16 protein-coding genes are annotated in these 24,320 nt (G+C 51.5%); all 16 read left to right on the plus strand.

Annotation, left to right across the window (positions count from 1 at the left end; all coding sequences use genetic code 11):
- The first annotated feature begins 7 nt into the window (after positions 1-7).
- The 16 genes from P0X86_RS14385 (at position 8) to P0X86_RS14460 (ending at position 24,229) form a co-directional block, all read left to right on the plus strand.
- Entirely contained in the window at positions 8-1,480 is a 1,473-nt protein-coding gene (locus P0X86_RS14385) for a sensor histidine kinase (protein ID WP_277748769.1), read from the plus strand.
- A 3-nt stretch (positions 1,481-1,483) separates the two neighbouring features.
- Positions 1,484-2,179, plus strand: coding sequence for a response regulator transcription factor (locus P0X86_RS14390; RefSeq protein ID WP_009592947.1), 696 nt, complete (start codon positions 1,484-1,486; stop codon positions 2,177-2,179).
- Positions 2,180-2,312: 133 nt separating this feature from the next.
- Entirely contained in the window at positions 2,313-3,794 is a 1,482-nt protein-coding gene (locus P0X86_RS14395) for an S-layer homology domain-containing protein (protein ID WP_277748770.1), read from the plus strand.
- 163 nt (positions 3,795-3,957) lie between these two features.
- Positions 3,958-4,719, plus strand: coding sequence for a DUF4253 domain-containing protein (locus P0X86_RS14400; protein ID WP_277748771.1), 762 nt, complete (start codon positions 3,958-3,960; stop codon positions 4,717-4,719).
- Between the two features lie 499 nt (positions 4,720-5,218).
- Positions 5,219-7,336 carry a helix-turn-helix domain-containing protein gene (locus tag P0X86_RS14405; RefSeq protein ID WP_277748772.1) on the plus strand — a complete coding sequence of 706 codons (2,118 nt, stop codon included), beginning with the start codon at positions 5,219-5,221 and terminating at the stop codon, positions 7,334-7,336.
- 260 nt (positions 7,337-7,596) lie between these two features.
- Positions 7,597-8,553, plus strand: coding sequence for an ABC transporter permease (locus P0X86_RS14410; protein ID WP_277748773.1), 957 nt, complete (start codon positions 7,597-7,599; stop codon positions 8,551-8,553).
- 14 nt (positions 8,554-8,567) lie between these two features.
- The gene (locus P0X86_RS14415) at positions 8,568-9,473 is read left to right on the plus strand and encodes a carbohydrate ABC transporter permease (RefSeq protein WP_277748774.1); all 906 of its coding nucleotides are present in this window, start codon (positions 8,568-8,570) and stop codon (positions 9,471-9,473) included.
- A gap of 135 nt (positions 9,474-9,608) precedes the next feature.
- Positions 9,609-11,276, plus strand: coding sequence for an extracellular solute-binding protein (locus tag P0X86_RS14420; protein ID WP_277748775.1), 1,668 nt, complete (start codon positions 9,609-9,611; stop codon positions 11,274-11,276).
- 152 nt (positions 11,277-11,428) lie between these two features.
- Positions 11,429-12,574, plus strand: a complete 1,146-nt coding sequence (locus tag P0X86_RS14425) for an SGNH/GDSL hydrolase family protein (protein WP_277748776.1) — start codon at positions 11,429-11,431, stop codon at positions 12,572-12,574.
- 83 nt (positions 12,575-12,657) lie between these two features.
- Positions 12,658-14,370 (plus strand): right-handed parallel beta-helix repeat-containing protein, encoded by a 1,713-nt coding sequence (locus P0X86_RS14430; RefSeq protein ID WP_277748777.1) that lies wholly within the window; start codon positions 12,658-12,660, stop codon positions 14,368-14,370.
- Positions 14,371-14,396: 26 nt separating this feature from the next.
- Complete coding sequence (locus tag P0X86_RS14435) at positions 14,397-16,823, plus strand: glycoside hydrolase family 95 protein (RefSeq protein ID WP_277749037.1); 2,427 nt, start codon at positions 14,397-14,399, stop codon at positions 16,821-16,823.
- Between the two features lie 241 nt (positions 16,824-17,064).
- Positions 17,065-18,780 (plus strand): alpha,alpha-phosphotrehalase, encoded by a 1,716-nt coding sequence (gene treC, locus P0X86_RS14440; RefSeq protein ID WP_213578271.1) that lies wholly within the window; start codon positions 17,065-17,067, stop codon positions 18,778-18,780.
- A gap of 26 nt (positions 18,781-18,806) precedes the next feature.
- The gene (treP, locus tag P0X86_RS14445; RefSeq protein ID WP_277748778.1) at positions 18,807-20,843 is read left to right on the plus strand and encodes a PTS system trehalose-specific EIIBC component; all 2,037 of its coding nucleotides are present in this window, start codon (positions 18,807-18,809) and stop codon (positions 20,841-20,843) included.
- A gap of 64 nt (positions 20,844-20,907) precedes the next feature.
- On the plus strand, positions 20,908-21,645 hold the full coding sequence (treR, locus tag P0X86_RS14450) for a trehalose operon repressor (RefSeq protein WP_277748779.1): 738 nt from the start codon (positions 20,908-20,910) through the stop codon (positions 21,643-21,645).
- A gap of 181 nt (positions 21,646-21,826) precedes the next feature.
- Entirely contained in the window at positions 21,827-22,609 is a 783-nt protein-coding gene (locus P0X86_RS14455) for an SDR family NAD(P)-dependent oxidoreductase (RefSeq protein ID WP_096775582.1), read from the plus strand.
- A 537-nt stretch (positions 22,610-23,146) separates the two neighbouring features.
- Positions 23,147-24,229, plus strand: a complete 1,083-nt coding sequence (locus P0X86_RS14460; protein WP_277748780.1) for a Gfo/Idh/MocA family protein — start codon at positions 23,147-23,149, stop codon at positions 24,227-24,229.
- Positions 24,230-24,320 lie beyond the last annotated feature (91 nt).

The raw sequence follows: 24,320 nt of genomic DNA on the forward strand, positions 1-24,320 counted from the left end.
GCGACGCATGTCGATCAGGATCAAGCTGCTGCTGTCCTTTACCGGCATGCTGGTCATCAGCTTGTTGGTGTTCGTCTTGACTGCCAGTTTGTTTACCGTCGCGGCTACCGGGGACATTCGCGGGGTTCGGGATTTTTATAAAGTTCACTACCAGGTTAACCCGCTGACCGAGCAAGAGGAGTCTATCTTCCTTGAATTAAAATATCTTGCCAAGAACGAACCGGACGGTCTGCTGGATCAAGAGCTGCTGACGGAATATGATTTTAAGCTGAGAACCGTGCGGGCAGGCCTGTACGTCCGTAAGGAAAGCCTTCAAGTTTACGAGTCCAATACGTTAAACCAGCCTGAGCTGGAAGCGAATCTCCCTCCATTCGACCTGAACAACAATCAAATCCGCAATACGCTGAGCATCGGTGAACGCTTTTATGCTTATGCCAAATTCGACTTCCGGTTCTCGGACGAGACGAAGGGAAGCGTGTACGTGATCCGCGAGCGAAGTCCTTTCGGCGAGGTAACGCGCAAGCTGTTGCCCATCCTTGTATTGAGTCTCGTTGGCATCATCGTGGTTGCGAACGTGATGTTATATCGCTGGATTACGCGCAGTGTGGTCAAACCGCTTGACTTGCTCCGAAATTCGGCCGAACACATCAAGGAGGGGAATCTTCAGTTTTCCCTGGATATGCATTCGAAGGACGAAATCGGCCAGCTAAACGAAACGTTTGAGAATATGCGAAAGCGGCTGCACGAATCGATTCAGCTCCGGCTCCGGGACGAAGAGAACCGAAAAGAGCTGATCTCCAATATCTCACACGATCTGCGCACACCGATAACGAATATAAAGGGTTATGTCGAGGGCATTCGTGACGGCGTCGCGGATACGCCCGAGAAGATGGATAAATACGTGAATATCATCTACACCAAAACCATCGATCTGGATAAACTCGTGGATGAGCTGTTTCTGTATTCCAAGCTGGATTTGAAGCAGGTGCCGTTTATGTTCGAGCATGTCGATATCATCGGTTTCATTGACGACTGCATCGATGAGCAGCGCTATGTTCTGGAGGAGAAGGACATTCGGCTGGAGTGGAAGGAACGCCCCGGTGATCCTGTCGAAGTCATTGCCGACCTTGAGAAATTAAAGCGAACCGTGCTCAACATCATTGGAAATGCCCAGAATTTCATGGACAAGGGGCAAAAAAACATCGGCATCTCGATCCGGCTGTCTCCGGAATGGGTAACGGTTGAAATCCGGGATAACGGTACAGGCATCGCACCGGAAGCGATCCCTTATATATTCGAAAGGTTTTACCGGGCCGAGTCATCCCGCAACTCTTCAACAGGCGGCAGCGGTCTGGGTCTTGCGATTGCGAGCCAGATCATTGAAGGACACGGGGGCCAAATCTGGGCTGAAAGCGAGCTTGGCGTCGGAACAAGCCTGTATTTTACCCTGAAACGAGCGAACAGGAAGGAGGCGCGGTAACCCATGGCCACACGCATTCTCATCATCGAAGACGAAACGACCATCGCCCAGTTGGAGCGGGATTATTTTGAGCTGAACGGTTTTGCCGTCGATTTATGCCATACGGGTGACGAGGGCTTGAAGCTTGCGCTTAACGAGGACTACAGCCTCATCATTGTGGACCTTCAGCTTCCCGGCATGAATGGCTACGAGTTGTGCAGCCATATCAGGAAGAACAAGGAGGTCCCGATTCTGATCGTATCCGCCAAGAATGAGGAGATCGATAAAATCCGTGCATTTAATCTCGGTGCCGACGATTACATTACCAAGCCTTTTAGCCCGAGCGAATTAGTCGCAAGAGCCAAAGCCCATTTGATGAGATATGTAAGGCTTCTGGGCAAGCAAAGTCCGAGTCCAAGCTCGGAAATTCATATCCGGGGCCTGGTCATCGACAAAACGGCGCGAAGGGTGTTCGTACGCAATCAGGAAGTCGCGTTTACGACCCGGGAATTTAATTTGCTTGAATTTCTGGCGAGCCATCCGAACCGGGTGTTCAACAAACATGAATTGTTCGAACGGATTTGGGGCATGGATTCCAGCGGGGATATCGCTACCGTCACCGTTCACGTCCGAAAGCTGCGCGAAAAGATGGAGCTGGATCCATCCAACCCGCAGTACATTGAAACGGTATGGGGAGCAGGCTATCGTTTTTCGGTCTGAATGAGTTTAGAAATTGTTAATAAATATTTTCGAAACGTTTAATCCCGGATTTCTTGGGAGTTTAGGACTCTCATCTATCATGGAGATATGACGATTATCGTTCATATTCATCGAAGATAGGGAGGACTTACTTATGAAGAAGTATTCGAATAAACTGGCGGCCATGATGCTGGCCGCCGCACTGGGAACGGCGACGCTTCCGTTTCATGTTCTGCAGGCCGATGCTGCACAAGCGCCGCTCGCTGCCCAAGATATAGAGCAAGCCGTTCAAGGGCTGTCCCAGCTACGCGTGATGCAGGGTTACCAAGACGGCACGATGGGGATAACAAGTCCGATCACACGGGCGGAGCTGGCGAAAATGCTGGTGCTTGCGTTTGGACTTGAAGGGAAAGCGGAGACAGAGCCAAGCTTCACGGATGTGAAATCAAACGCGTGGTATGAGCGGTACGCAACTGAGCTGGTAGCACTAGATATTATGCAGGCACCGGACGGACGTTTTGATCCAAGGGGAAGCGTTACCCACGCCGAACTGGTACAGATGGTGTCTAAGGCTCTGAAACGAGATGCGAAGTCCGTGGATTACTGGGCTGAGCGTTTTTATTCCGAGGAGGGTCATGCCACTCGAGGTCAAGCAGCCTATTTGATCAGCATTGCACATGACGCAATACCGTCGGAAAAAGCAAAAATCACGAGCGTCCGCGCACTGAATGCCATCACCTTGATCGTCACCTTTGATGCTCCATTGACATCGGACGATGAGGCGTTTGCCAAAGCCAAAGAAGATTTTAAATTTAACGACGGTCTTGCCCTGACGAATATGCCGCGTCTGAAGACGGGTTCTATTTCCACCTATATCGTTCCAACTTCCGTTCAAAAACCGGGGACATCGTATACGCTGACCTATAAAGGGAAAACAGCAGGTACATTTACAGGAAACAGCACGAAGCTGGACATGACCGAGGCCAGACAGGTCACCCAGGATACATTTGAATTGGAGGCGCTCAAGGAGAATGGCGTCGTCGACTACGGTTATGTTATTTCCGCTTATAGCGGAGGCCGCGGAGCCAATGCCTTCGTATTGGATGAGAATAACAGCGCCGATGGCAAGGTCTATCAGATCATATCTTCTGGTCAAGCCAGGGAAGTTACGATTACGCCTGCAGGCGGACAACCCATCGTGGCCAAATACGTACCCTTCACCCAATCCACCGACGGCAAGCAAGAGCCGAAATTCCGATTGCCGGAAGGCCAGACGTTGACGCCGGGCGTTACCTACACCATTTCTTCGGACTGGGCACAGATCGCCAATCCGTCATTCGTTGCAGGATCGTTTGCTCCGCTGGACATCGTCGGAGACGAGGCAGTCAGCGACAGTTCCATAGCCATCACGTTGTCCGAGGATCCGGGGGATGAGCTGTTCTCCGGCCGGAGCGTGGAATTGACCGACGCTGACGGCAATCAACACATTGCGACCTATAAATATTCAAGCCGAAAAGGAGCCGTAGGCATATTCGATTTGACGCAGGAAAGTAAATTGAAGCCGGGATCGACGTATACCATCAAACCTGTAGGCGAGTGGGCAGGAGAAACCGATGCGTCCCTGACCGTCAATTAATCCATTACAGCATGGACATGTCTGTCCATATACAAGAGGGCGAGCGTAAAGCTCGTCCTCTTGAGCTTGTTTATAAGTGACTATCTAAGTGGTTCTATCATTTGTAAAATTAAGGGTAAGAACTTATACTGGTTTCAAAATCTGCTATATTCGAGGTGTACATATGGTCGAAGAGCTTGCCAATTATTTAAGCGAACGTGATATTGAAGTTTTGGATTTGGATGGCTTAACGCTCCCTGTCCCAAAGGAAGGGGAGCACAGGATTCTCATCGCTCCCGGCTGCAATCTGGTGGAAATGATGGAGGAAATCTGCGAAGAAGAAACCCTTTCTGAATACGTGAACAAGGAGCTGGAGCAGGTTCAGCGGTTAAGCATGAAAGATGTATTGGGAAAAATCGTGGCTTCGCGATTATCCTATACGGATATTGCGCTGGAACCGGAAGAATTAGAAGGCAAGAGCTTTGAGGAATTATATCGTTCTTATTCATTATTATGGGAAGGCAGCGAAATGCTCAACGAAGAGTTTGGCGAATCGGATGCCGAGCCCTTTGACTGGAATACGTCATGGGTGCAGGGAAAGGTGGAAGAGGACGAGCAGGTGATCCTGCTGACGCTGCCGGCCGAAGCCGGATATGAAGCACCGCTGTGGGTTCCGATGGGAGGTTATAACGAATGTCCGCTGCCCGAGCATCAGTCGGTGATTTTTAAACATGTTCAGCAGAAGTATCAGATTAAAATTGTGGCCGTTTCGGAAGATGCTTGGATTCTTCAGGCCGGAAAACGACCCCAAACGTTTGAAGAAGCATTACGGCTCGCCAAGGAGCATTTTATTTTCTGCCAATATGTCATGGACGGGTTTCCGACGCTTGGACATTATGCGGACTATTTAATGAAGCACGATATCTGGTATTTTTGGTGGGATTAAATGTCAGCTGCCGCGTGAAAACGCGGCTTTTTTTTATGTGGACAATGGTCAAAATATCCAAAGGCATGGTTATTTTCCGTTATTGTCATAAAGCATCATGAACCTTAACAATCGGATATTTACCAAGCTTGCCGATTCCCCTAATATGGAGTTACTTTCCGTCATTTAGCCGCATGCAGGCCTGGTATGGAAAAATGTACCCTGCCATACGCAGAAGTACCTACCCTTGCGCCGCAAACATCCATTATGATCAAATTTATAGCTGGCGGGAGAACTGGAGTCGTTATTTTTTGAAAACGCTATCACCTAAGGGGGGATATCTATTCTTAAGCAATCGAAGGTTTTTCGCAGCTTTCTCATCTCCTATATTGCCATTCTGCTCATTCCCACCATCGGAGGATACATATCCTACTTAACCTCCATCTCCGTAACGCAATCCATTTCGATTGAGAACAGCATCGTTCAGCTCGAGAAAAGCCAGGAGCTGCTGGGACACAGGATGGCGGAAGTGGAAGGGATGACGCGGCAGCTGGCGATCAATCAAGACCTGAACGTGCTGCTCAACGATCATCTTGCCCAAAGGGATGTTTACGGCATATGGAGAACGATGCGCAATGTGCTGACTTTCGGTCAAACCAACGATTTTCTTCAGCATTACTACATCTATTTGGCGAACTACGACTTAATCGTAACGTCGGGCTCTTCTTATCGGCCGGAGCATTATTATGAGTTTTTTCATTATGACGATCTCAGTTTTGAGGAATGGAAACAACAGATCCTGGAGAAAGCCCATCGCAGTGAAATCAAACCGCTCTCTTCCTTTTCGGAAAGGGACAACGAAACCTCGGTCATCACGTACATGCAATCGCTCCCGCTGGATAGCTTTAACGATTCCTCCCCGGCCAATGTTGTGGTCGTGATCGATGCACGGACGATTGCCGGATTATTCTCGGGGTTAACCGACAACTACGGCGGCTGGGTCCACATCCACGACGGGAACGGGAATACGCTTGCTCTTCAAGGAAACATGGAATCCGATGTAAGCCAAATCATGAACGATCCGGCATTCGATCAGAACAAAACCAGCCAGTTCTACAAGAATGACCTTGTGATCACCACGCGCTCCGATAAGAGCGGTTGGGTCTATCAGGCCGGCATCCCCCGCAGCGCCCTAATGGAGAATGCCGATCAAATTAAACGAGCGTCCTGGTTCATTACCGGAGGCGCCATGATCGTCGGGCTGCTGTTCGGGTTGTATTTGGCTCATCGGAACAGCGTGCCGATCCATCGAATGATAAGCATCATGAAAGAGCAGTTCGGCAGGGATGAGGTGACGGAGCGCAATGAATTCGACTTTTTGAGCGGGAATATTTCCAATATGATCAGCAAAAACAAACAGCTGGAAAACGAGCTGACGCGTCAGCTGCCGTTTGTCCGGGATGCTTTCCTGAGACGGCTGATTGCCGGCGAGTTTGAATCGAGGGACGAAATTGCTTCCGCTGCCCAGCAGGCTGATATTGCCTTGCATAACGGAAAGGGCTATGTCGGCATCCTGCAGATCAAAGGATATGCCGGCATGGACAGCGTGGAGATCCTTAATGAGCTTAACGCCGCCCGGCTTCTCATGAAACAGGCCTTTTCCGAAATCGCCGGGAATCTGCCCATGACGGATCTGGGCTCGGACAAAATGGTGGTTTTGTTCTTTGCCGACCAAGAACGAGAGCCTGGGCCGGAGGAAGAGCTTCGAATTGCGGGGTTGGTCGGAACGCTGACGAAGCAGGTGCTGCATGAATATAAAATGTTCCTCCAAGCCGGTTTCGGCGATCCGTTCGATTCGGTCTCAGAGGCGGGGCAGTCATTTGAACAGGCAAAGCAGGCTCTTGAATATGCCGTCTACATGAATCAAAAAGAGACGGTGTGGTACCGCGAAGCCCGAATCGTTAATACAACGTATTATTACCCGCTGGACACCGAGCAGCGCTTGATCAGCACGATACGGGCAGGAGAGCTGGAAGAAGCCGAGAAGATCGTCAATCTGATCATGGATCAAAATCTCCATCAGCGGGAGTTATCCGTCGAGATGAAGCACCAGCTGGTAGGTGAAATCAAAGGAACGTTCCTTAAGTTAATGGATCAGAAAATTTTTGCGGAGTCGGAATGGTTTGAAAGCATAAAAAGGCGCATCATCGATATCGGCTTTACCGAGCCGCTGGAGTCGATCCATAACGAAATCCGCGCGATCATGGGAGAGCTGTGCCGATATATTTCCAATAAAAAGAAGGACTCCCATGCCAAACTGATCAGACAGATTTATGAATATACCGAAGCGACGTACGCACATCCGGATCTCACCTTATACCGCGTGGCCGAGCACGTGGAGCGGCCGGAGAAATACATCTCCCAATTGTTCAAGGAAGTAACCGGAGTCAATTATTCCGATCATCTGATCAAGGTGCGGATGGATCGGGCGGCCATTCTGCTTGCCGAGACGAACCTCACGGTCGATGAAATAGCGGCTCAGGTGGGCTATAACAGCTCCCATTCGTTTCGCAGGGCATTCAAGCGGCTCATCGGCATTTCACCGAGCGCTTACCGTCAGTCTCATGAGGTCGTGTAAAGGGTTGATCCTCGCTAGCCGCATTGTCGCTTTGGACGATGCGGCTGTTTGGGCTAAGAAAACGCGAATACCCGGGATTTGGCCCCTGACGAGACAGGATGGCCTATGAAAAAGCGGTTATTTGTACGCCAAACGACCGAAGTGTACCTGTTCAAGGACCGGATTTCTCGCCTATGATCGACACATAAAGAAAACGCTATCATATCAATGCCGACACATCATCCGACATTACATTAGGGGGGATTATTCTGGAGAAGCCATTGGTAATCGAGTCGGAGCCTGTTATCCATACCAACACCAGCACCGGCTATTGGCATGTTGCACGAAAAAGTTTGGGGAAGCATTGGCAGCTGTACCTGCTCGTGATTCCGCCGCTGCTGTTTTTCCTGATATTTAAGTACTATCCGATGCTGAATGCCGTTCTTGCCTTCAAGGAATACAACGTCATCAAGGGAATATGGGGCAGTCCCTGGGTAGGCTTCAAGCACTTCGAGCTGTTCTTCGAGAATCCGTTATTCTGGACGCTCGTCAAAAACACGATCATTCTCAGCGGTTATCTCATCTTAGCCGGGTTTCCGATTCCGATCGTGCTGGCGTTAATGATTAACGAGATCCGGGGCGGTCGATTCAAAAAGTTCGTCCAGCTGGTATCCTTCGCGCCGTATTTTATTTCAACGGTGGTCATGGTGTCGATCATCATGCTCTTTCTGGCCCCGCGGCTGGGCTTTGCCAACGTGGCTTTGAATTTTTTCGGACTGGAGTCCGTGAACTTTCTCGGCGATCCCGGGATGTTTCGTTCCATCTACGTATGGTCCGATATTTGGCAGACGGCAGGTTACAGCGCGGTGATCTATTTGGCGGCTTTGGCCGGCATTGATCCGACCCTGTATGAAGCGGCGAAGGTGGACGGCGCCTCGCGCTTCCAAAAGATCCGCCATGTGGATCTGCCGGGCATTGTGCCGACCATCGTCATCATTTTGATTCTGAATGTCGGCAACGTGATGGCGCTTGGATTCGAGAAGGTCTATCTGCTGCAAAATCCGCTGAATCAGGTGAACTCCGAAATCATTGCAACCTATGTGTATCGGATTGGGCTGCTGAATGCCAACTACAGCTTTGCAACCGCAGTCGGACTCTTCAATTCCGTGATCAACCTCATTCTGCTGCTGATCGTGAACGGATTGGCTAAACGAATGACCCATAACAGCATTTGGTAAGGAGGAGCTATCGCATGACAGTTCAACAAGCAGGCACAAGAAAAATCAAGGAGTCCGCAGGCGACCGCATCTTCCTGACGACGGTATACATCGTTCTCTTTCTGGTCGTTATTGCGGTATTGTACCCGTTGATTTATATCATCAGCAGCTCCATCAGCAGCCCGGCGGCCGTTACTTCGGGTCGGGTATGGTTGTGGCCGGTCGATATTTCGTTCGAAGGCTTTCGGGTCCTTTTTAAAACGCCCGAGATTATGACCGGATACGCCAATTCCATTTTCTACACGACGGCTGGCACGATCATCAGTGTCGTGTTGACCATCATGATTGCCTACCCGCTGTCGCGCAGATCGTTTTTCGGACGCAACGCGTTGATGATGATCATTACGTTTACGATGATATTCAGCGGGGGGCTGATACCGACCTACATGGTCGTGCGGGAGCTTCATCTGATCGACACTCGCTGGGCGCTGCTCATTCCCAATGCCATTTGGGTGTGGCAGGTGATTATCGCCCGATCTTTCTTTCAGTCTTCCATTCCGGACGAATTGCAGGAGGCCAGCGAGATGGACGGCTGCAGCGACATCCGTTTTATCTGGAGCATCGTCCTCCCGTTGTCGAAGCCGATTATGGCCGTGCTCGTGCTTATGTATGCGGTCGGCCAATGGAATGCGTACTTCAATGCGTTGATTTACTTGAAAAGCGCCGATTTGTTTCCGCTTCAGCTGATTCTTCGAAGCATCATCATTCAGAATAACAGTTCGGGAACGATGGATGCTTTAGCCATGGTTGAGAGGCAGCAGCTTGCCGAACTCCTGAAATATGCGCTGATCGTGGTTGCCACCCTGCCTGTGCTGGTCATTTATCCGTTTGTGCAGCGCTATTTTGTGCAGGGAATGCTCGTAGGTTCCGTGAAAGGCTGATCGCTATTTGAGGGGAACGGCCGAATCAGGCCAAGGGAACTTGAGCTTGCTTATGTTGGAAGGGAGGTGAGGCTCCGTATCGTGTAAAGCTAGTCGTTTGCGTGTTGACTCTAATGAAAAAGGGAGCGATTCCATTTGAAAAAAGGCCTATTCAGTTTGCTCATGCTGTTATTGGTGAGCAGCATCGTGATGGCAGGTTGCTCAGGCAAAAATACAGAAAGCCCGAGCAGCCCGCAGGGCGGAAGCGCGTCCGGCAGTTCGGACAGCTCGAAACCCGTGGAAATCAGCGTTTTTGCCGTACAGGAATCAGGCATCGATATTCCGGTGAACAAATTCACCAAGCATATCCAGGAACAGTTTAACATTAAATTCAATTGGCAGATCAATCCCTCCGACGGCGCCAAGGAGAAACGCCAAATCTCTCTGGCCAGCGGCGATTATCCGGATGCATATCTGCTGACGCACTATATCGATGAATTCTCCCAAGCGGATGTGCTCAAATACGGTCAACAGGGAGTGCTCGTTCCCCTGAACGATCTGATTGAACAGCATGGGCCGAACATTAAAGCGGCCATGGAAGCTACGCCGGAAATGAAGGCGCTAGTTACGGCTCCGGATGGGAATATCTACGGACTTGGCGCATACACCGAATGCTTCCACTGCTCCTATCCCAACAAAATGTGGATCAATACCGAATGGCTGAAGAAGCTGAATCTCAAGGAACCGAAAACGACCGAGGAATTCAGAAGCATGCTGCAGGCATTCAAAACGCAGGATCCGAACGGCAACGGGAAGGCGGATGAAGTGCCCCTCAGCGGTTCAACGGAGGATTTCGGCGTTCGAATTATCCCTTATCTGATGAACAGCTTCGTTTACGACGACGACCGCAACTACTTGACGATGAATGGCGGCAAGGTCGAGTCCGCGGCGATCACGCCGGAATGGAAGGAAGGGCTCACCTATATCAAATCGTTGTATGACGAGGGATTGATCGATCCGGGCGCATTCACCCAAAATGCGGAGGCATTCAAGAAAATCGGCGAGAATGCGGACGCTGAAATTCTCGGCGCCGGTGCCGGCATGCATCCGGCCATCTTCGTGAACATCGATCCGGGCAACACCCGTTCGGCGCATTACAATCCGCTTCCGCCGCTAAGCGGACCGAACGGAATTTCATACGCAACCCATGATGCGGGCGGCGTATCACCGGGCGCAAAATTCGTGATCACGAACAAAGCCAGTGAAGAAGCCCGGGTAGCATTGATCAAGATGGTGGACTACATGTTTACGCCGGAAGGCCAAACCAATGCCGCAACCGGCATGAAAGGGATCGATTGGACAGACCCCGAGCCCGGCGATCAAGCGCTCGGCGAGGGCGTGACGCCGATGGTCAAGACCATTCCGACGAAGGAAGGCGAAACGCCGCATAATGCGGGTTGGAGCGGAATGGGCCATTTCTATATGCCGAAGGAGTATCGCGATACGTGGGTGCAGGGAACCGATATTTATGCATCCGACGGCTATGAGCGCAGATTGTATAATGCTTCGCTGCTGTATCAAGGACATGAGCCGAAGGAGATCTTTCCGATCTGGTCGATCTGGATCGATCCGAGCGTCATCGATGAAGCCAGCATGCTTCAGACCAACCTTAAAAACTATATTGAGCAAAACCAGCTGCAATTCATTACGGGCAACAAGGATCTGAACAAGGATTGGGACGCTTACGTCAAAGGATTGAAGGATCTGAAACTGGATCGTTATCTCGAAATTTTGCAGACGGCTTACGATCAATCCGCCAAATAATCGAAGGATTGCTAAGCAACTGCGGCTGTCATGAAGTCATTCCAACATCCATATGCGGGTGCCGGTCTAAACCGATCGGCCACTCCGCATTTTCTCTGTTTCAAGGGTATCTATGGAGAAGACACAGGAATGAAACGAGGGAAGGTGATCATGTGTCGGATTATAACAAAGGCAGGGACCGTACCGCATTCATCGTTCATCGCGAAGGGCTGCCTCATGTTAAAGCCAAACTTGCAGGGAAAGAACAGGTGACGGTTGCCTTTCTGGGCGGATCCATCACGGAGGGAGCCGGCGCTTCAGCGGCCGATAAGACCAGCTGGCGTGCTTTAACGGCTCATTATTTAAGAGAACGTTTCGGAAGTTCGCGGATTCGCTCCATTAACGCAGGTGTCGGGGGGACGGATTCTTCGCTGGGAGCTCACCGTCTTCGAGAGCACGTGCTGAGCGTCGGGAACATCGATTTGCTATTCGTGGAATTCAGCGTAAATGACGGGAGCGACCGGGAAGAATCCATCAGAGGAATGGAGGGAATTGTACGCCAATGCCGTCGTCTTTCACCCGGAACGGATCTATGTTTCATTTATACCGGGTCGGAGCGAAACCTGGCCCGTATCCGGCCGTATCCCATTGCCGTTCACGAAGAAGTGGCCGAGCATTACGGCATTCCTTCCGTCGATTTTGCCGCCGGCATTTATGGCATGCTGACTAACGGTGAGGTCGCTTGGTCATCGCTTGCACCTGATGGATACCATCCGAACGATGAGGGGCATGAGATATACGCCGGTTTTTTGCAGGGATATTTGAAGGAGCTGCTGTCGTCAGAGGGTGACTCCTTGATGCTCAATCATTGCGGACATTTGCCCGCAGAACCGCTGCTGGCGGGGAACTACGAATATGCCGAAATGCTCCCATATGAGCTAGCCGATTATACCGGGGATTTTCAAATCCGGGAACTGCCGTCAGGTTCAAAGCTCATGAATTGGCGTTACGCGACAGATCACCGGTACTCTGATCATCCGGACGCTTCGTATACGTTCACCTTGGTGGGACAAAGCAGCGGACAGCTGCTGTTATGCGGACCCGACACCGGAATCTTTGAATACTCGATCAACGGCGGGTCCATCGTACGGGTCAATCCCTTCGACGAGTGGTGCTTGAACGCTTATCGGCTAGTCAGCGTACACTTTCCGAGATTTCAAGCGCGCGGGTCGATTTCGATCATGGTTCGCAATACAGGACTCAAGGATAAGCGAAGCCAGGGTACGGGCATGCGCGTGCTGAAGCTGCTAGCGAATTAGGCGAATACCGCGGATTTTTCGCGATGGGTCCCACCAAGCCCGCAAAAGGCTGTTACTAATAATGGGAGGTGTTGTCACTGCATATGCCTGGAAATCAAAACACTACAGCTCCGATTATCCTTTCCTTGCGGGATTACGAGGACTCGAATAACCCGGATGCGCAGCCTGCCATGAAACGCGCGATAGAAGCCGCCAGGGCAATGGAAGGCTCGGTCATTCTGGACATACCGCCGGGCTGCTATCATTTTTATCCTATATCGGCCGATAGGGAAGCGTATTATATCACGAATACAACCAGCGAGGAAGAGAATCCGGATGTGACCAAAACGATCGGGATTTGGCTTAAGGATCTGCACAACGTGACGCTCGAGGGGAACGGCGCTTTGTTTGTTTTCCACGGAAAGCAGACGATGCTTGTCCTCGATGGCTGCACGAATATTGAAATTCGCAACCTGCATTGGGATTACGCCGCCCCGACCGTGACCGAAATGACAGTGGATCGGTGCGCCGATGCTTATCTTGAGGCAACCGTTCACCCGGATTCACGCTATGATTGCGCTGAAGGCAAATTCGAATGGGTGGGCGAAGGCTGGCGTTTTCGCGAAGGACCGATGCAGTTATGCAGTGCGGATTTGGGTGCTGCCTGGCGCGTGGACAATTGGCTGGAGCGGGTGGTGTTTACCGAGGAGTTGTCGCCGCGTCGGCTTCGGTTTCATTTTGGAAATCAACCACCTCCTCAAATGGCTCCAGGTACGATCGTGCAAATGCGCGACGGCATTCGGGACCAGGTTGGCATGTTGATCACCCAAAGCTCCGGGGTGACGTTCAGCGACGTGGGTCTGCATTTCATGCATGGACTGGGCGTGGTTGGACAGTTCAGCGCCAATCTGACCTTTGAACGCTTGGATCTGACGCCGCGTCCGGAGACCGGCCGCACGGTGGCGGGATTTGCGGATTTCATCCACTTGTCGGGCTGCAGGGGGAAGGTCTCGATTCGGAATAGTCGGTTTGCAGGGGCGCATGATGATGGGATCAATGTCCACGGCACCTATCTTCGGATCGTTGGTAGACCAGACTCCAATCCATTGCTTGTCAGGTTTATGCATCCGCAGACTTACGGATTTTCTGCTTTTCTGCCGGAAGATGAGGTTGCGTTCGTAAACGCGGATACGCTGAACCCTTACGCTTTCGGACGAGTCGCCGCTGTCGCCATGAAGTCGCCGCGCGAATGGCTGCTCACGTTGGAAAACGCGGTTCCCGCTGACATCGGAGAACGGGACGTCCTTGAAAATATGACTTGGACGCCGGAGGTCGAAATTGTCGGCAATACATTCGCCCGGATTCCCACGCGCGGAATTCTGGCTACGACGCCGCGGCGGATCGTGATTCGGGATAACACCTTCTTGAACATGCAGATGAGCGCGATACTGGTCGCAGCGGATGCATCTTCCTGGTACGAATCGGGCGCCGTAACGGATATGAGCATCGTGGATAACCGGTTTGTGAATTGCGGCGGTCCCGGACATGCCGTGATACGGATTGCGCCGGAGAATAAACAATATCATGCAGCCGTTCACCGCAACATTCGGATCGCGTGCAACCGCTTTGAAACAACCGGGGAAGCTTGGTTAATGGCTAGAAGCACGGAGGGACTGATATTCCAAAATAACGTGATTCGGATGCAGGAAAAACACGCCCTTGCAGGGAATACCCGTACGGACGAACGCGTCCTTTTGGAAGCCTGCACGGGAACGGATATTTCCTGTAATGACTTGGAGCATGACGAATTGAAATAAAGGAGGCAAGGCGAGTGGGAGCAAACATGAAATTGCAGTATGTGAAACCGGCGACGGTCTGGACCGAGGCGCTGCCGATCGGCAACGGACGTCTTGGAGGCATGGTTTACGGCGGCGTGGAGCGTGAAACGATCAGCTTGAACGAGGATACGCTCTGGTCCGGTTATCCCAGGGATTGGAACAACCCGTCTGCATGGGAAGCGCTGCCGGAGATCCGGGAGCTGGCAAGCCAGGGTCGTTATATGGAGGCAGATCAGCTAGGGCGCAAGATGATGGGGCCCTATACGGAATCTTACCTGCCGTTAGGAGACTTATGCCTCAGGTTTGATCATGGAGGCGTGTTTCATTCTTACCGAAGAACGCTGGATATCGCCAATGCCGTTCAACGAACGGAATACCGCATCGGCGAGGTGACCTACACAAGGGAATGCTTTGCGTCCAGCCCGGACCAGATGATTGCCTTGCGGTTAACCTCGAGCGCTGCTTGCGCCCTGAACTTTCATGCCTATCTGGAAAGTCCGCTGCGTTATACCGTAAAGACCGAAGTAGATATGTACGCCATGTCGGGATTTGCGCCGGAACGCGTCGAGCCCAGCTACGTTTTCTCTGATCGTCCAATCCGTTACGGCGATCCTGAACATACCGCTGCAATGGCCTTCAACGGTCGGCTGGCGGTGGCCGAAACGGATGGCCGCGTTACCGTGGATGCAGCTGGCATTCATGTACTGGATGCGAGCGAAGCGGTCATTTACTTCACCGCGGCCACCAGCTTCAACGGATTTGACCAAATTCCAGGTCACCGCGATGGCGGAGATCACCCGGCGGCTGTCGCCTCGGCTGTAGCTGCGGGGACCATGAAAGCCGCATGCAGCCAGTCTTGGACAGAGCTGCGCGATCGGCACATCAACGATTATCGCAGCCTGTTTGACCGCGTCAGCCTCCGATTAGGCGAGGCGCTGGCTGCAGAAGATATGGACACGGAGGAGAGAATCGAGCGATTCGGTGCCCGGGATCCAGGCTTGGTCGAGCTGCTGTTCCACTATGGCCGCTATCTCCTGATTTCAAGCTCCAGGCCCGGAACGCAAGCAGCCAATCTTCAGGGGATATGGAATGCCTCAACCCGGCCGCCGTGGAGCAGCAATTGGACCTTAAACATCAATGTGCAAATGAACTATTGGCCCGCGGAGGTATGCAATTTGGCGGAATGCCATCAGCCTCTGCTGGAGCTGATCAGAAGCCTGTCGGTAAACGGTGCGGAAACCGCCGCCGTCCATTACGGCACCCGGGGCTGGACCGTTCATCACAATACGGATATCTGGGCCCATACCGCACCGGTCGGCAATTACGGGGACGGCGATCCTTCCTGGGCGCTTTGGCAAATGGGAGGAATCTGGTTGACGCAGCACTTATGGGAGCATTACGCATACAGCGGCGATGAAGCTTATTTACGATCGTTCGCTTATCCCCTGATGAAGGAAGCCTCTTTATTTGCTTTGGACTGGCTTATAGAAAACGACGCAGGCCATCTCGTGACCTCGCCGTCGACCTCGCCTGAGCATAAATTCCGCACGTCTGAAGGGATGGCGGCCATCAGCGAAGGGGCGACCATGGATATTTCCCTCATATGGGAGATGTTCACCAATTGCATGGAAGCCGCCGGCATTCTCGGCGTGGATGAGGAATTCCGGGAGGAATGGAGCAGCAAACGCGAACGTTTGCTGCCTCTGCAGGTCGGCCGATACGGCCAGCTGCAGGAATGGTCCCATGACTCCGAGGATGAGGACGTATTTCATCGGCACACGTCCCACCTGGTCGGGGTTTATCCTGGACGGCAGCTATCTGCGGAAGAAAGCCCGGAACTGTTTGCAGCTGCCCAAACCTCTTTGGAGCGTCGCGGGGAGGAAAGCACGGGCTGGAGCCTGGGCTGGCGGGTGGCGCTATGGAGCCGGTTCGGTGACGGCAACCGTGCGCTCCGGCTGTTAACCAATATGCTGAGATTGGTGCGGGACGGGGACTCGGAACGTTACGATCATGGAGGTGTGTATGCGAGTTTATTAGGAGCGCATCCTCCTTTTCAGATCGACGGCAACTTCGCAGCTACAGCGGGAATTGCGGAAATGCTGCTGCAGTCGCATCGCTCCTTACTCGTGCTGCTGCCGGCTCTGCCGGATGAATGGCCGGAAGGCGAGGTACGTGGATTGCGGGCACGAGGCGGCTTTGAAGTCGGTATTCGCTGGAAGAATGGAAGACTGACGGAGGCAGAGATCATGTCTCGTTTGGGGAATGTATGCAGCGTAAGCATAAGTAATGGACTTGGAAATGGGATTGCGGTTTACCAAGGCGATGCCAGCATTCCCGTACAGCCCTCCGCCAAAGGCGTAGTTTCATTTGAAACAGAACAGGGCTTAACCTATCGACTGGTCACGGATCACGCAGGGGAGCCTGGAGCTTGATCGGCATAAGGGAGACCTTTTCGATGGTATCCATACATTATACTATGTTAAAAAAAGACTCCTTGAAGGAGTCTTTTTTACGTGAACTCAGAAGAAAATTCCAATTAAATTATTATTTTTGTAGTCGAAACGTCCTGGAAGTGGGTATTAATTGTTAAACGGTTGACAACCTGTATATACATGTATATGATTTTCCTATATGCAACCTGTATATACAAGATGACGAGGAGGACCCAGTTACATGCAGAACCCAGGAACCCAATCTCAAGATTGGTGGAGAACTTCGACGGTTTATCAGGTATACCCGAAGAGCTTCAACGATACAACCGGCCGGGGAACCGGCGATATACGCGGGCTCATGGAAAAGCTTGATTATATAAAGGGACTTGGCATCGATATAGTTTGGCTCCAGCCGGTGTATGTTTCTCCGCAAAATGATAACGGTTACGACGTCGCGGATTATTGCAGCATCGATCCCGCTTACGGGACGATGGACGATTTCGATGAACTTGTCGCCGAATTAAAAAAGAGAGACATGCATTTGATGATCGACATCGTCGTGAATCATTCTTCGACCGAGCATCGATGGTTTAAAGAAGCCATTTCCTCGCGCGATAACCCGTATCGCGACTATTACATCTGGCGGGATCCCGCGGAAGACGGCGGCCCGCCGAATAACTGGCAATCCAAGTTTGGAGGCCCGGCGTGGCAGTATGACGAGGGGACAGGGCAATATTACTTGACATTGTTTGACAAGACGCAGGCCGATCTGAATTGGGAGAACGAGAAGGTCCGGGCGGAGGTCGTGGACATTCTCACGTTCTGGGCGGACAAAGGCGTCAGCGGATTCCGGATGGATGTCATCAATCTCATATCGAAGGATCCCGCTTATCCCGATGATGACGGTTCCGTGGCGCCGGGCGACGGGCGCAGGTTTTATACGGACGGCCCCCGCGTGCATGAATACATTAAGGAATTGAACGAAAAAGTATTCAAGCCTTACAATCTCGTCACGGTAGGAGAAATGTCCTCCACAACCTTGGAGCATTGCATTCGTTACTCGAACCCGAAGGAGAACGAATTCTCCATGACGTTCAACTTCCACCACTTGAAGGTGGACTACCCCAACGGTCAAAAGTGGGAGCTCAAGCCTTACGATTTCGAAGAATTGAAGCGGGTGCTTTCCGATTGGCAGATCGGCATGCAGAAGGGCGGAGGCTGGAATGCCCTCTTCTGGAATAACCATGATCAGCCGCGCGCGCTGACCCGATTCACCAATGATGGCGACTACCGCTCGGAAAGCGCAAAAATGCTGGCTACGACGCTTCACGGATTGCAGGGCACGCCATATGTCTATCAGGGCGAAGAGATCGGCATGCCCGATCCGAAATGGAATGACATATCCGAGTTTAGGGATGTTGAATCTCTAAACATGTTTACCATCCTCCAAGAGCAAGGAAGAACGCCGGAGGAGGCTGCCCATATCGTCAGGGTGCGCTCGCGCGACAACTCCAGATTACCCATGCCTTGGCATGACGGCGATCAAGCGGGATTTACGACGGGGACGCCTTGGATCAAGCTCGATGAGCGGTATCCGCTGATCAATGCGCAATCCGAAGTGGATAATCCGCAATCGATCTATCATCATTACCGGAAACTGATTGAAATGCGTAAGAACCTTCCGGTGATGACGGACGGTGAATATGTTCGCCTGGATGAAGGGCATCCCGAAATTTATGCGTACGCAAGAACGAACAAGGAGCAGACGCTTGTTGTCATTTCGAATTTCAGCGACCGGGGCGTATCGTTCGAGCTTCCCGAGGAGATGCATGATCATCTAACCGAAAGTCGATCGGTTCAACTGTTAATCGGCAACACAACGGAAGAACCCAAGCTCACGCCAACAGTTGCCCTACGACCGTATGCTTCCTATATGTGGCTTATTCACAACAACTAAATTCATAATGTCAGGAGCGTAGAGCTATGGCTATTGATCGCAAAAACGTGGAACGCATTGTCGAAGCAGTCGGCGGAAAAGACAATATCGAAGCCGCTACGCATTGCGTAACCCGATTAAGATTCGCCCTCGTGGACGACAGCAAGGTGGATTCCCGGGCACTTGACGAGAACGACCTGGTGAAGGGGCAGTTCTCTTCCCAGGGACAATTTCAGGTCGTGATCGGACCGGGTCTAGTAGACCAGGTTTACAACGAAATGATGGTTATCACCGGCGGTGCGAGAGTATCGAAGGATGAAGTGAAGAACATTGCGAGCAAGAAGCAAAATCCGCTTCAGCGTGCAATTAAAACGCTTGCGGATATATTCATACCGATTCTGCCGGCGATCGTCATGGCAGGTTTATTGTTAGGGATTAACAATCTGCTTACGGGACCGGGCATATTCTATGAAGGACAATCGTTGATTCAAGTCCATCCCGAATGGGCGGACGTAGCCTCGATCATCAATCTGATTGCAAGCACCGCCTTTACCTTCCTGCCAGTCCTGATCGGCTGGTCGGCGGTACGTCAGTTCGGAGGCAATCCGCTGCTTGGAATCGTGCTGGGCCTGATCCTGGTAAACCCGGATCTGCTCAGCGCCTACCAGTATGCGGATGCCAAACTTGAAGGCACGGTTCCGGTTTGGAACCTGTTCGGCTTTGAAGTGGAGAAAATCGGTTATCAAGGCCAGGTGCTGCCGGTCCTTGTCTCGGCATATATTTTGGCCAAAATCGAGAAGTTCCTGAACAAACGCGTCCACGATTCCATCAAGCTGCTTGTCGTGGCACCCGTTGCCCTGTTGGTGACCGGGTTCCTCGCGTTCGTTCTGGTGGGGCCGATCACGTTTGCCATCGGCAACGTCCTTACTTCAGGCCTGGTCAGCATTTTTGATTCCTTTGCCGCTCTGGGCGGCCTGATCTATGGCGGACTGTATGCACTCCTTGTAATTACGGGGATGCATCATACCTTCCTTGCGGTGGACATTCAGCTCATCGGCAGCGAAGGCGGAACGTTCTTGTGGCCGATGCTGGCGCTGTCTAATATTGCTCAAGGTGCCGCAGCGCTGGCCATGATGTTTATCATGAAGGAACAGAAGGCGAAAGGACTTGCCGTCACATCTTCCATCTCCGCCTTCCTGGGGGTAACGGAACCCGCCATCTTCGGGGTCAACGTTCGTCATAAATATCCGTTTATCTTCGGTATGATCGGTTCCGGGATTGCGGGCGTGCTGCTGGCCGTGAACAACGTTCTGGCTTCATCGATCGGCGTTGGCGGGATTCCGGGATTCCTGTCCATCTTCCCTAACCAGTGGGGCGTCTTCTTCATTGGCATGGCGATTGTTCTGGTCGTTCCGTTCACGGGGACATTGCTGTTCGGGCGTTACCAGTTGTCCAAACAGTCTCGATATGCAGCTGCAGCGGATGGGAATGCTGCCGGCATAGATGGAAGAGTGCAAGCTGTGAATACGGAATCGAACGGCAGTCTTCAATCCGGGTCGTTCGCATCGACGGAAACGGCAAACCCTTCAACCGTGGAAGCGGAGCAACAAGGCGCTGTAGAGGTCAAGGCACCGATCAAAGGGAAAGTGGTTCCCCTGTCAGAGGTACCGGACCCTGCTTTCGCCGATAAACAAATGGGCCAGGGGATTGCCATCATCCCGTCCGAAGGCAAAGTGTATGCTCCGTTTGACGGACAAGTCGCCCATCTCATCAAGAAGAGCAAACATGCGATGATTTTGACGGATACGAACGGAATCCAGATCCTGATTCACGTCGGAATCAACACCGTTTCGTTAAAAGGCGAAGGATTCACGGCACATGTGGAAACAGGTGCGGAGATAAGGAAAGGGCAGCTGCTGCTTGAATTCGATATCGATCGTATTCAGCAAGCCGGATTGCCGGTCATTACGCCGGTCATTATTCCGGATGGCCAAGATCACATTCAGAACGTTACGGAGTTTGAAGGCGAGGCGCTTCCTGGCGAAACGCGAGTGCTTCAAGTGACTCTCGGTAATGGACACTGACGGGTTCCTTTGCAACATGTAATCGCTGCTCCGAAAATGGTACAATAGCTGATGGTGATAAAGGATGACGAACAACATTTATTGGATGCTGTATAAAGACTATGCCGACCAAATCGAAACCGGCGCTTTGCAGCCCGGCAGCAAGCTGCCCTCGGAGAACACGCTTGCGGCAACCTATCAAATTACAAGGGAAACGGTCCGCAAGGGGTTGAATTTACTCGCCCAAAACGGCTATATTCATAAGGTGAAAGGCAAAGGTTCGTTTGTGCTGGATACCGGAAGAATGAATTTCCCGGTTACGGGGCTTGTCAGTTATAAGGAAATGGCGGAGCGGATTGGCCGGAAAAGCCGTACGGTTGTGCATGAAACGGAGTGCGTTCCGGCCGGGGAAGCCATCGCCAAGGAGCTGCACACCCGCCCGGACATGCTCGTGTGGAAGGTGATCCGATCCAGGGAAATTGAAGGGGAGCGCATCATCCTCGATGTGGATTATTTGCTTGCCGACATCGTGACGGGTTTAACGAGAGAAATTACGGGCGATTCCATCTATCAATACTTGGAGCAGGAGCTCCATCTAAAGATCAGTTACTCGAAAAAAATCATCTCCGTGGAACGAGCTACGACGATGGACCAGTCCTATATGGATCTTGGAAGCGATACCCATGTCGTCGTCGTCCGAGGTTACGTCCACTTGGAAGATACCACGCTTTTCCAGTACACGGAATCCAGACATCGATTGGATAAATTTCAGTTTGTGGATTTTGCAAGAAGGGAATCCAATCATGATTTTGGAGACAAATAGAAGTGAAGTTAGCCGCGAGTGTATCGCGGCTTTTTTTATTGGCTTCCCATGTCACTCATTCGCAATGGCCATGCAGATCAGCAGCGTAATAGATGAAATAAAGAGGAAAACTCCTGGTTGATGTTGAAGCTGTACTTAGAGGCAAAGATTCAAGCAATCCAGTTAAAGGAGCTGATGGATCATGGATTTGGGACTCCATGGAAAGGTTGCGTTGATTACCGGGGGGAGCAGGGGGATTGGCCTTGAAACCGCCGTTACGTTTGCGTTGGAAGGGGCTAAAGTTGCCATATGTGCACGAGATGAGGAGCAGTTAAGGGCTGCCGCGGATCATATCAGGCATCTATCGAAATTCGAAGCGTTAACCATCGCAGCGGATGTTACGAAACCTGAGGATTGCATGCGAGCCGTAAACGAAACCGTCAGCCGCTACGGACGGCTCGATATCCTGGTGAACAATGCCGGAACAGCCGCAGCGAAGCCGTTTGAGCAGATCGACGACGAATCATGGGCATCCGATCTGGATCTCAAGCTGTTCGGCGCGATTCGTTTTTCTCGTGCGGCCGTCCCTCATCTGCGGAATTCCGGCGGCGGCGCGATTATTAATGTGACGACATCCTGGGCCAAAACGCCGCCGGCTTCATCCATGCCAAGCAGCGTCAGCCGCGCGGCGGGACAAGCCATGACCAAAGCGATGAGTCACGATTTGGCGAAAGACCATGTCCGGGTAAACACCGTATGTATCGGAACGATACGGAGTGCACAGCTTGAGGCGCGTTGGAAACGTGAATCACCTGAACTCACCTGGGACCAGTACGCCCGGGATCCGCGCCATAACATCCCGCTCGGGCGTATCGGCGATACGGAGGAAGCGGCGAAAGTCATCGTATTTTTGGCTTCCGATGCTGCTTCCTATGTTACAGGAACTTCCATCAATATTGACGGGGGTTCAGCTCCGGCTTTGTAAGGGGTCAGCATTTAAAAGATGGGGATATGCATTTGGAGCATGGAGGTTCATGCTCGCTGGTAAAATTTATAATATTTTCATAACGTATATTATGTAAACCATGGTGCCTCGGAACGAGCAGCCCTTGTTTGAAGACATGGCGAGGATGTCGTAATTTTATATATGTTTTGTCGCATAGTTGGACTAAAAAAATGTGCAAGATGTGATACCTTATATGTGGATGTTCGGAAAATAAATGACGGGCTGCCGGAAGGAGTGATTTCCCTCATTGTTACTTTTTTTCTAAGACGCCATAGGGATAGAGCAGTCATAGGACCACTTCCCTAAACGTGGTTCGTACACCAACCCTTCGGATGGAGGAAGGTTATCCACATGCCGACTGGCGGCCGCTCTTTGTTGAGCGTGGTGTGCCTTTCAGAGATTCGTAGAGGTGTTGTGACAGAATTACATACAACGATCTGCTTGTTTTATAAGGCGTTTCGAATAAGCAGAAATTATGAAATTTTAAAATATGACGAAAAGTGATGGTGATGATCCATGTCTAAAGTTTATCGTATTGGAATTATCGGCTGCGGCGGAATCGCAAACGGGAAGCATCTTCCGAGCTTAAGCAGATTAAACAACGTGGAGCTCGTGGCATTCTGCGATATCGTAATCGATCGGGCAGAAGCAGCGGCTAGCAAGTACGGTATTGAGGAAGCTAAAGTGTACAGCGATTATAAAGAGCTGCTGCAGGATCAAAGCATCGATATTATCCATGTCTTGACCCCTAATGATTCTCATGCCGAGATTTCCATTGCTTCGCTTGAAGCGGGAAAACATGTGATGTGTGAGAAGCCGATGGCCAAAACGGCCGCCGATGCCAAGCTTATGATGGAAACCGCGAAGCGCACAGGCAAGAAATTGACGATCGGATACAATAACCGATTCCGTGAAGACAGTCTTTACCTGAAACAAGTATGCGAAGCCGGCGAACTCGGAAATATTTATTTTGCCAAAGCGCATGCCGTACGAAGAAGAGCGGTTCCGACTTGGGGCGTCTTTTTGGATGAGGAAAAACAAGGCGGCGGGCCGCTTATCGACATCGGCACGCACGCGCTTGATCTGACGCTCTGGATGATGGATAATTACAAGACGAAGATTGTACTCGGCACCACATACCATGAACTGTCCCGCAAGGAGAATGCGGCCAATGCCTGGGGACCTTGGGATCCCGAAAAATTCACGGTGGAAGATTCCGCCTTCGGCATGATTGTGATGGAGAACGGCGCAACCATTATGCTGGAATCCAGCTGGGCGCTCAATACGCTTGAAGTTGATGAAGCCAAATGCTCGCTGAGCGGTTCGGAAGGCGGAGCCGATATGAAGAACGGTCTTCGCATCAACGGCGAGAAATTCAGCCGCCTGTATACAAACGAAATCGAATTGAACTCCGGCGGGGTTGCATTCTACGACGGCAAGAAGGAGCAAGCTCCGGATGTTGAGATGAGAAGATGGATCGAGGCTATCGACCAGGATAAAGATCCTGTGGTAACCCCGGAACAAGCTTATGTTGTATCTCGAATCTTGGAAGCTCTATACGAATCCGCAAAAATCGGCAAGGCCGTTTATCTGGACTAAGATACTTTCATATTATGATCAATAATGAAGGAGCCCTGAATGATCAGGGCTTTTTTTATTATTTTCGAAACATGCTGAATCTAGCAAACTA

Source organism: Paenibacillus sp. BR1-192 (genome assembly GCF_029542445.1).
Classification (GTDB): domain Bacteria; phylum Bacillota; class Bacilli; order Paenibacillales; family Paenibacillaceae; genus Paenibacillus_AQ; species Paenibacillus_AQ lautus_A.

Excerpts from the sequence above, each read along its gene's own strand:
- P0X86_RS14385 (WP_277748769.1), top strand. The coding sequence starts at position 8 with ATGTCGATCAGGATCAAGCTGCTGCTGTCCTTTACCGGCATGCTGGTC.
- P0X86_RS14390 (WP_009592947.1), top strand. The coding sequence starts at position 1,484 with ATGGCCACACGCATTCTCATCATCGAAGACGAAACGACCATCGCCCAG.
- P0X86_RS14395 (WP_277748770.1), top strand. The coding sequence starts at position 2,313 with ATGAAGAAGTATTCGAATAAACTGGCGGCCATGATGCTGGCCGCCGCA.
- P0X86_RS14400 (WP_277748771.1), top strand. The coding sequence starts at position 3,958 with ATGGTCGAAGAGCTTGCCAATTATTTAAGCGAACGTGATATTGAAGTT.
- P0X86_RS14405 (WP_277748772.1), top strand. The coding sequence starts at position 5,219 with ATGGCGGAAGTGGAAGGGATGACGCGGCAGCTGGCGATCAATCAAGAC.
- P0X86_RS14415 (WP_277748774.1), top strand. The coding sequence starts at position 8,568 with ATGACAGTTCAACAAGCAGGCACAAGAAAAATCAAGGAGTCCGCAGGC.
- P0X86_RS14430 (WP_277748777.1), top strand. The coding sequence starts at position 12,658 with ATGCCTGGAAATCAAAACACTACAGCTCCGATTATCCTTTCCTTGCGG.
- P0X86_RS14435 (WP_277749037.1), top strand. The coding sequence starts at position 14,397 with ATGAAATTGCAGTATGTGAAACCGGCGACGGTCTGGACCGAGGCGCTG.
- treC (WP_213578271.1), top strand. The coding sequence starts at position 17,065 with ATGCAGAACCCAGGAACCCAATCTCAAGATTGGTGGAGAACTTCGACG.
- treP (WP_277748778.1), top strand. The coding sequence starts at position 18,807 with ATGGCTATTGATCGCAAAAACGTGGAACGCATTGTCGAAGCAGTCGGC.
- treR (WP_277748779.1), top strand. The coding sequence starts at position 20,908 with ATGACGAACAACATTTATTGGATGCTGTATAAAGACTATGCCGACCAA.
- P0X86_RS14455 (WP_096775582.1), top strand. The coding sequence starts at position 21,827 with ATGGATTTGGGACTCCATGGAAAGGTTGCGTTGATTACCGGGGGGAGC.
- P0X86_RS14460 (WP_277748780.1), top strand. The coding sequence starts at position 23,147 with ATGTCTAAAGTTTATCGTATTGGAATTATCGGCTGCGGCGGAATCGCA.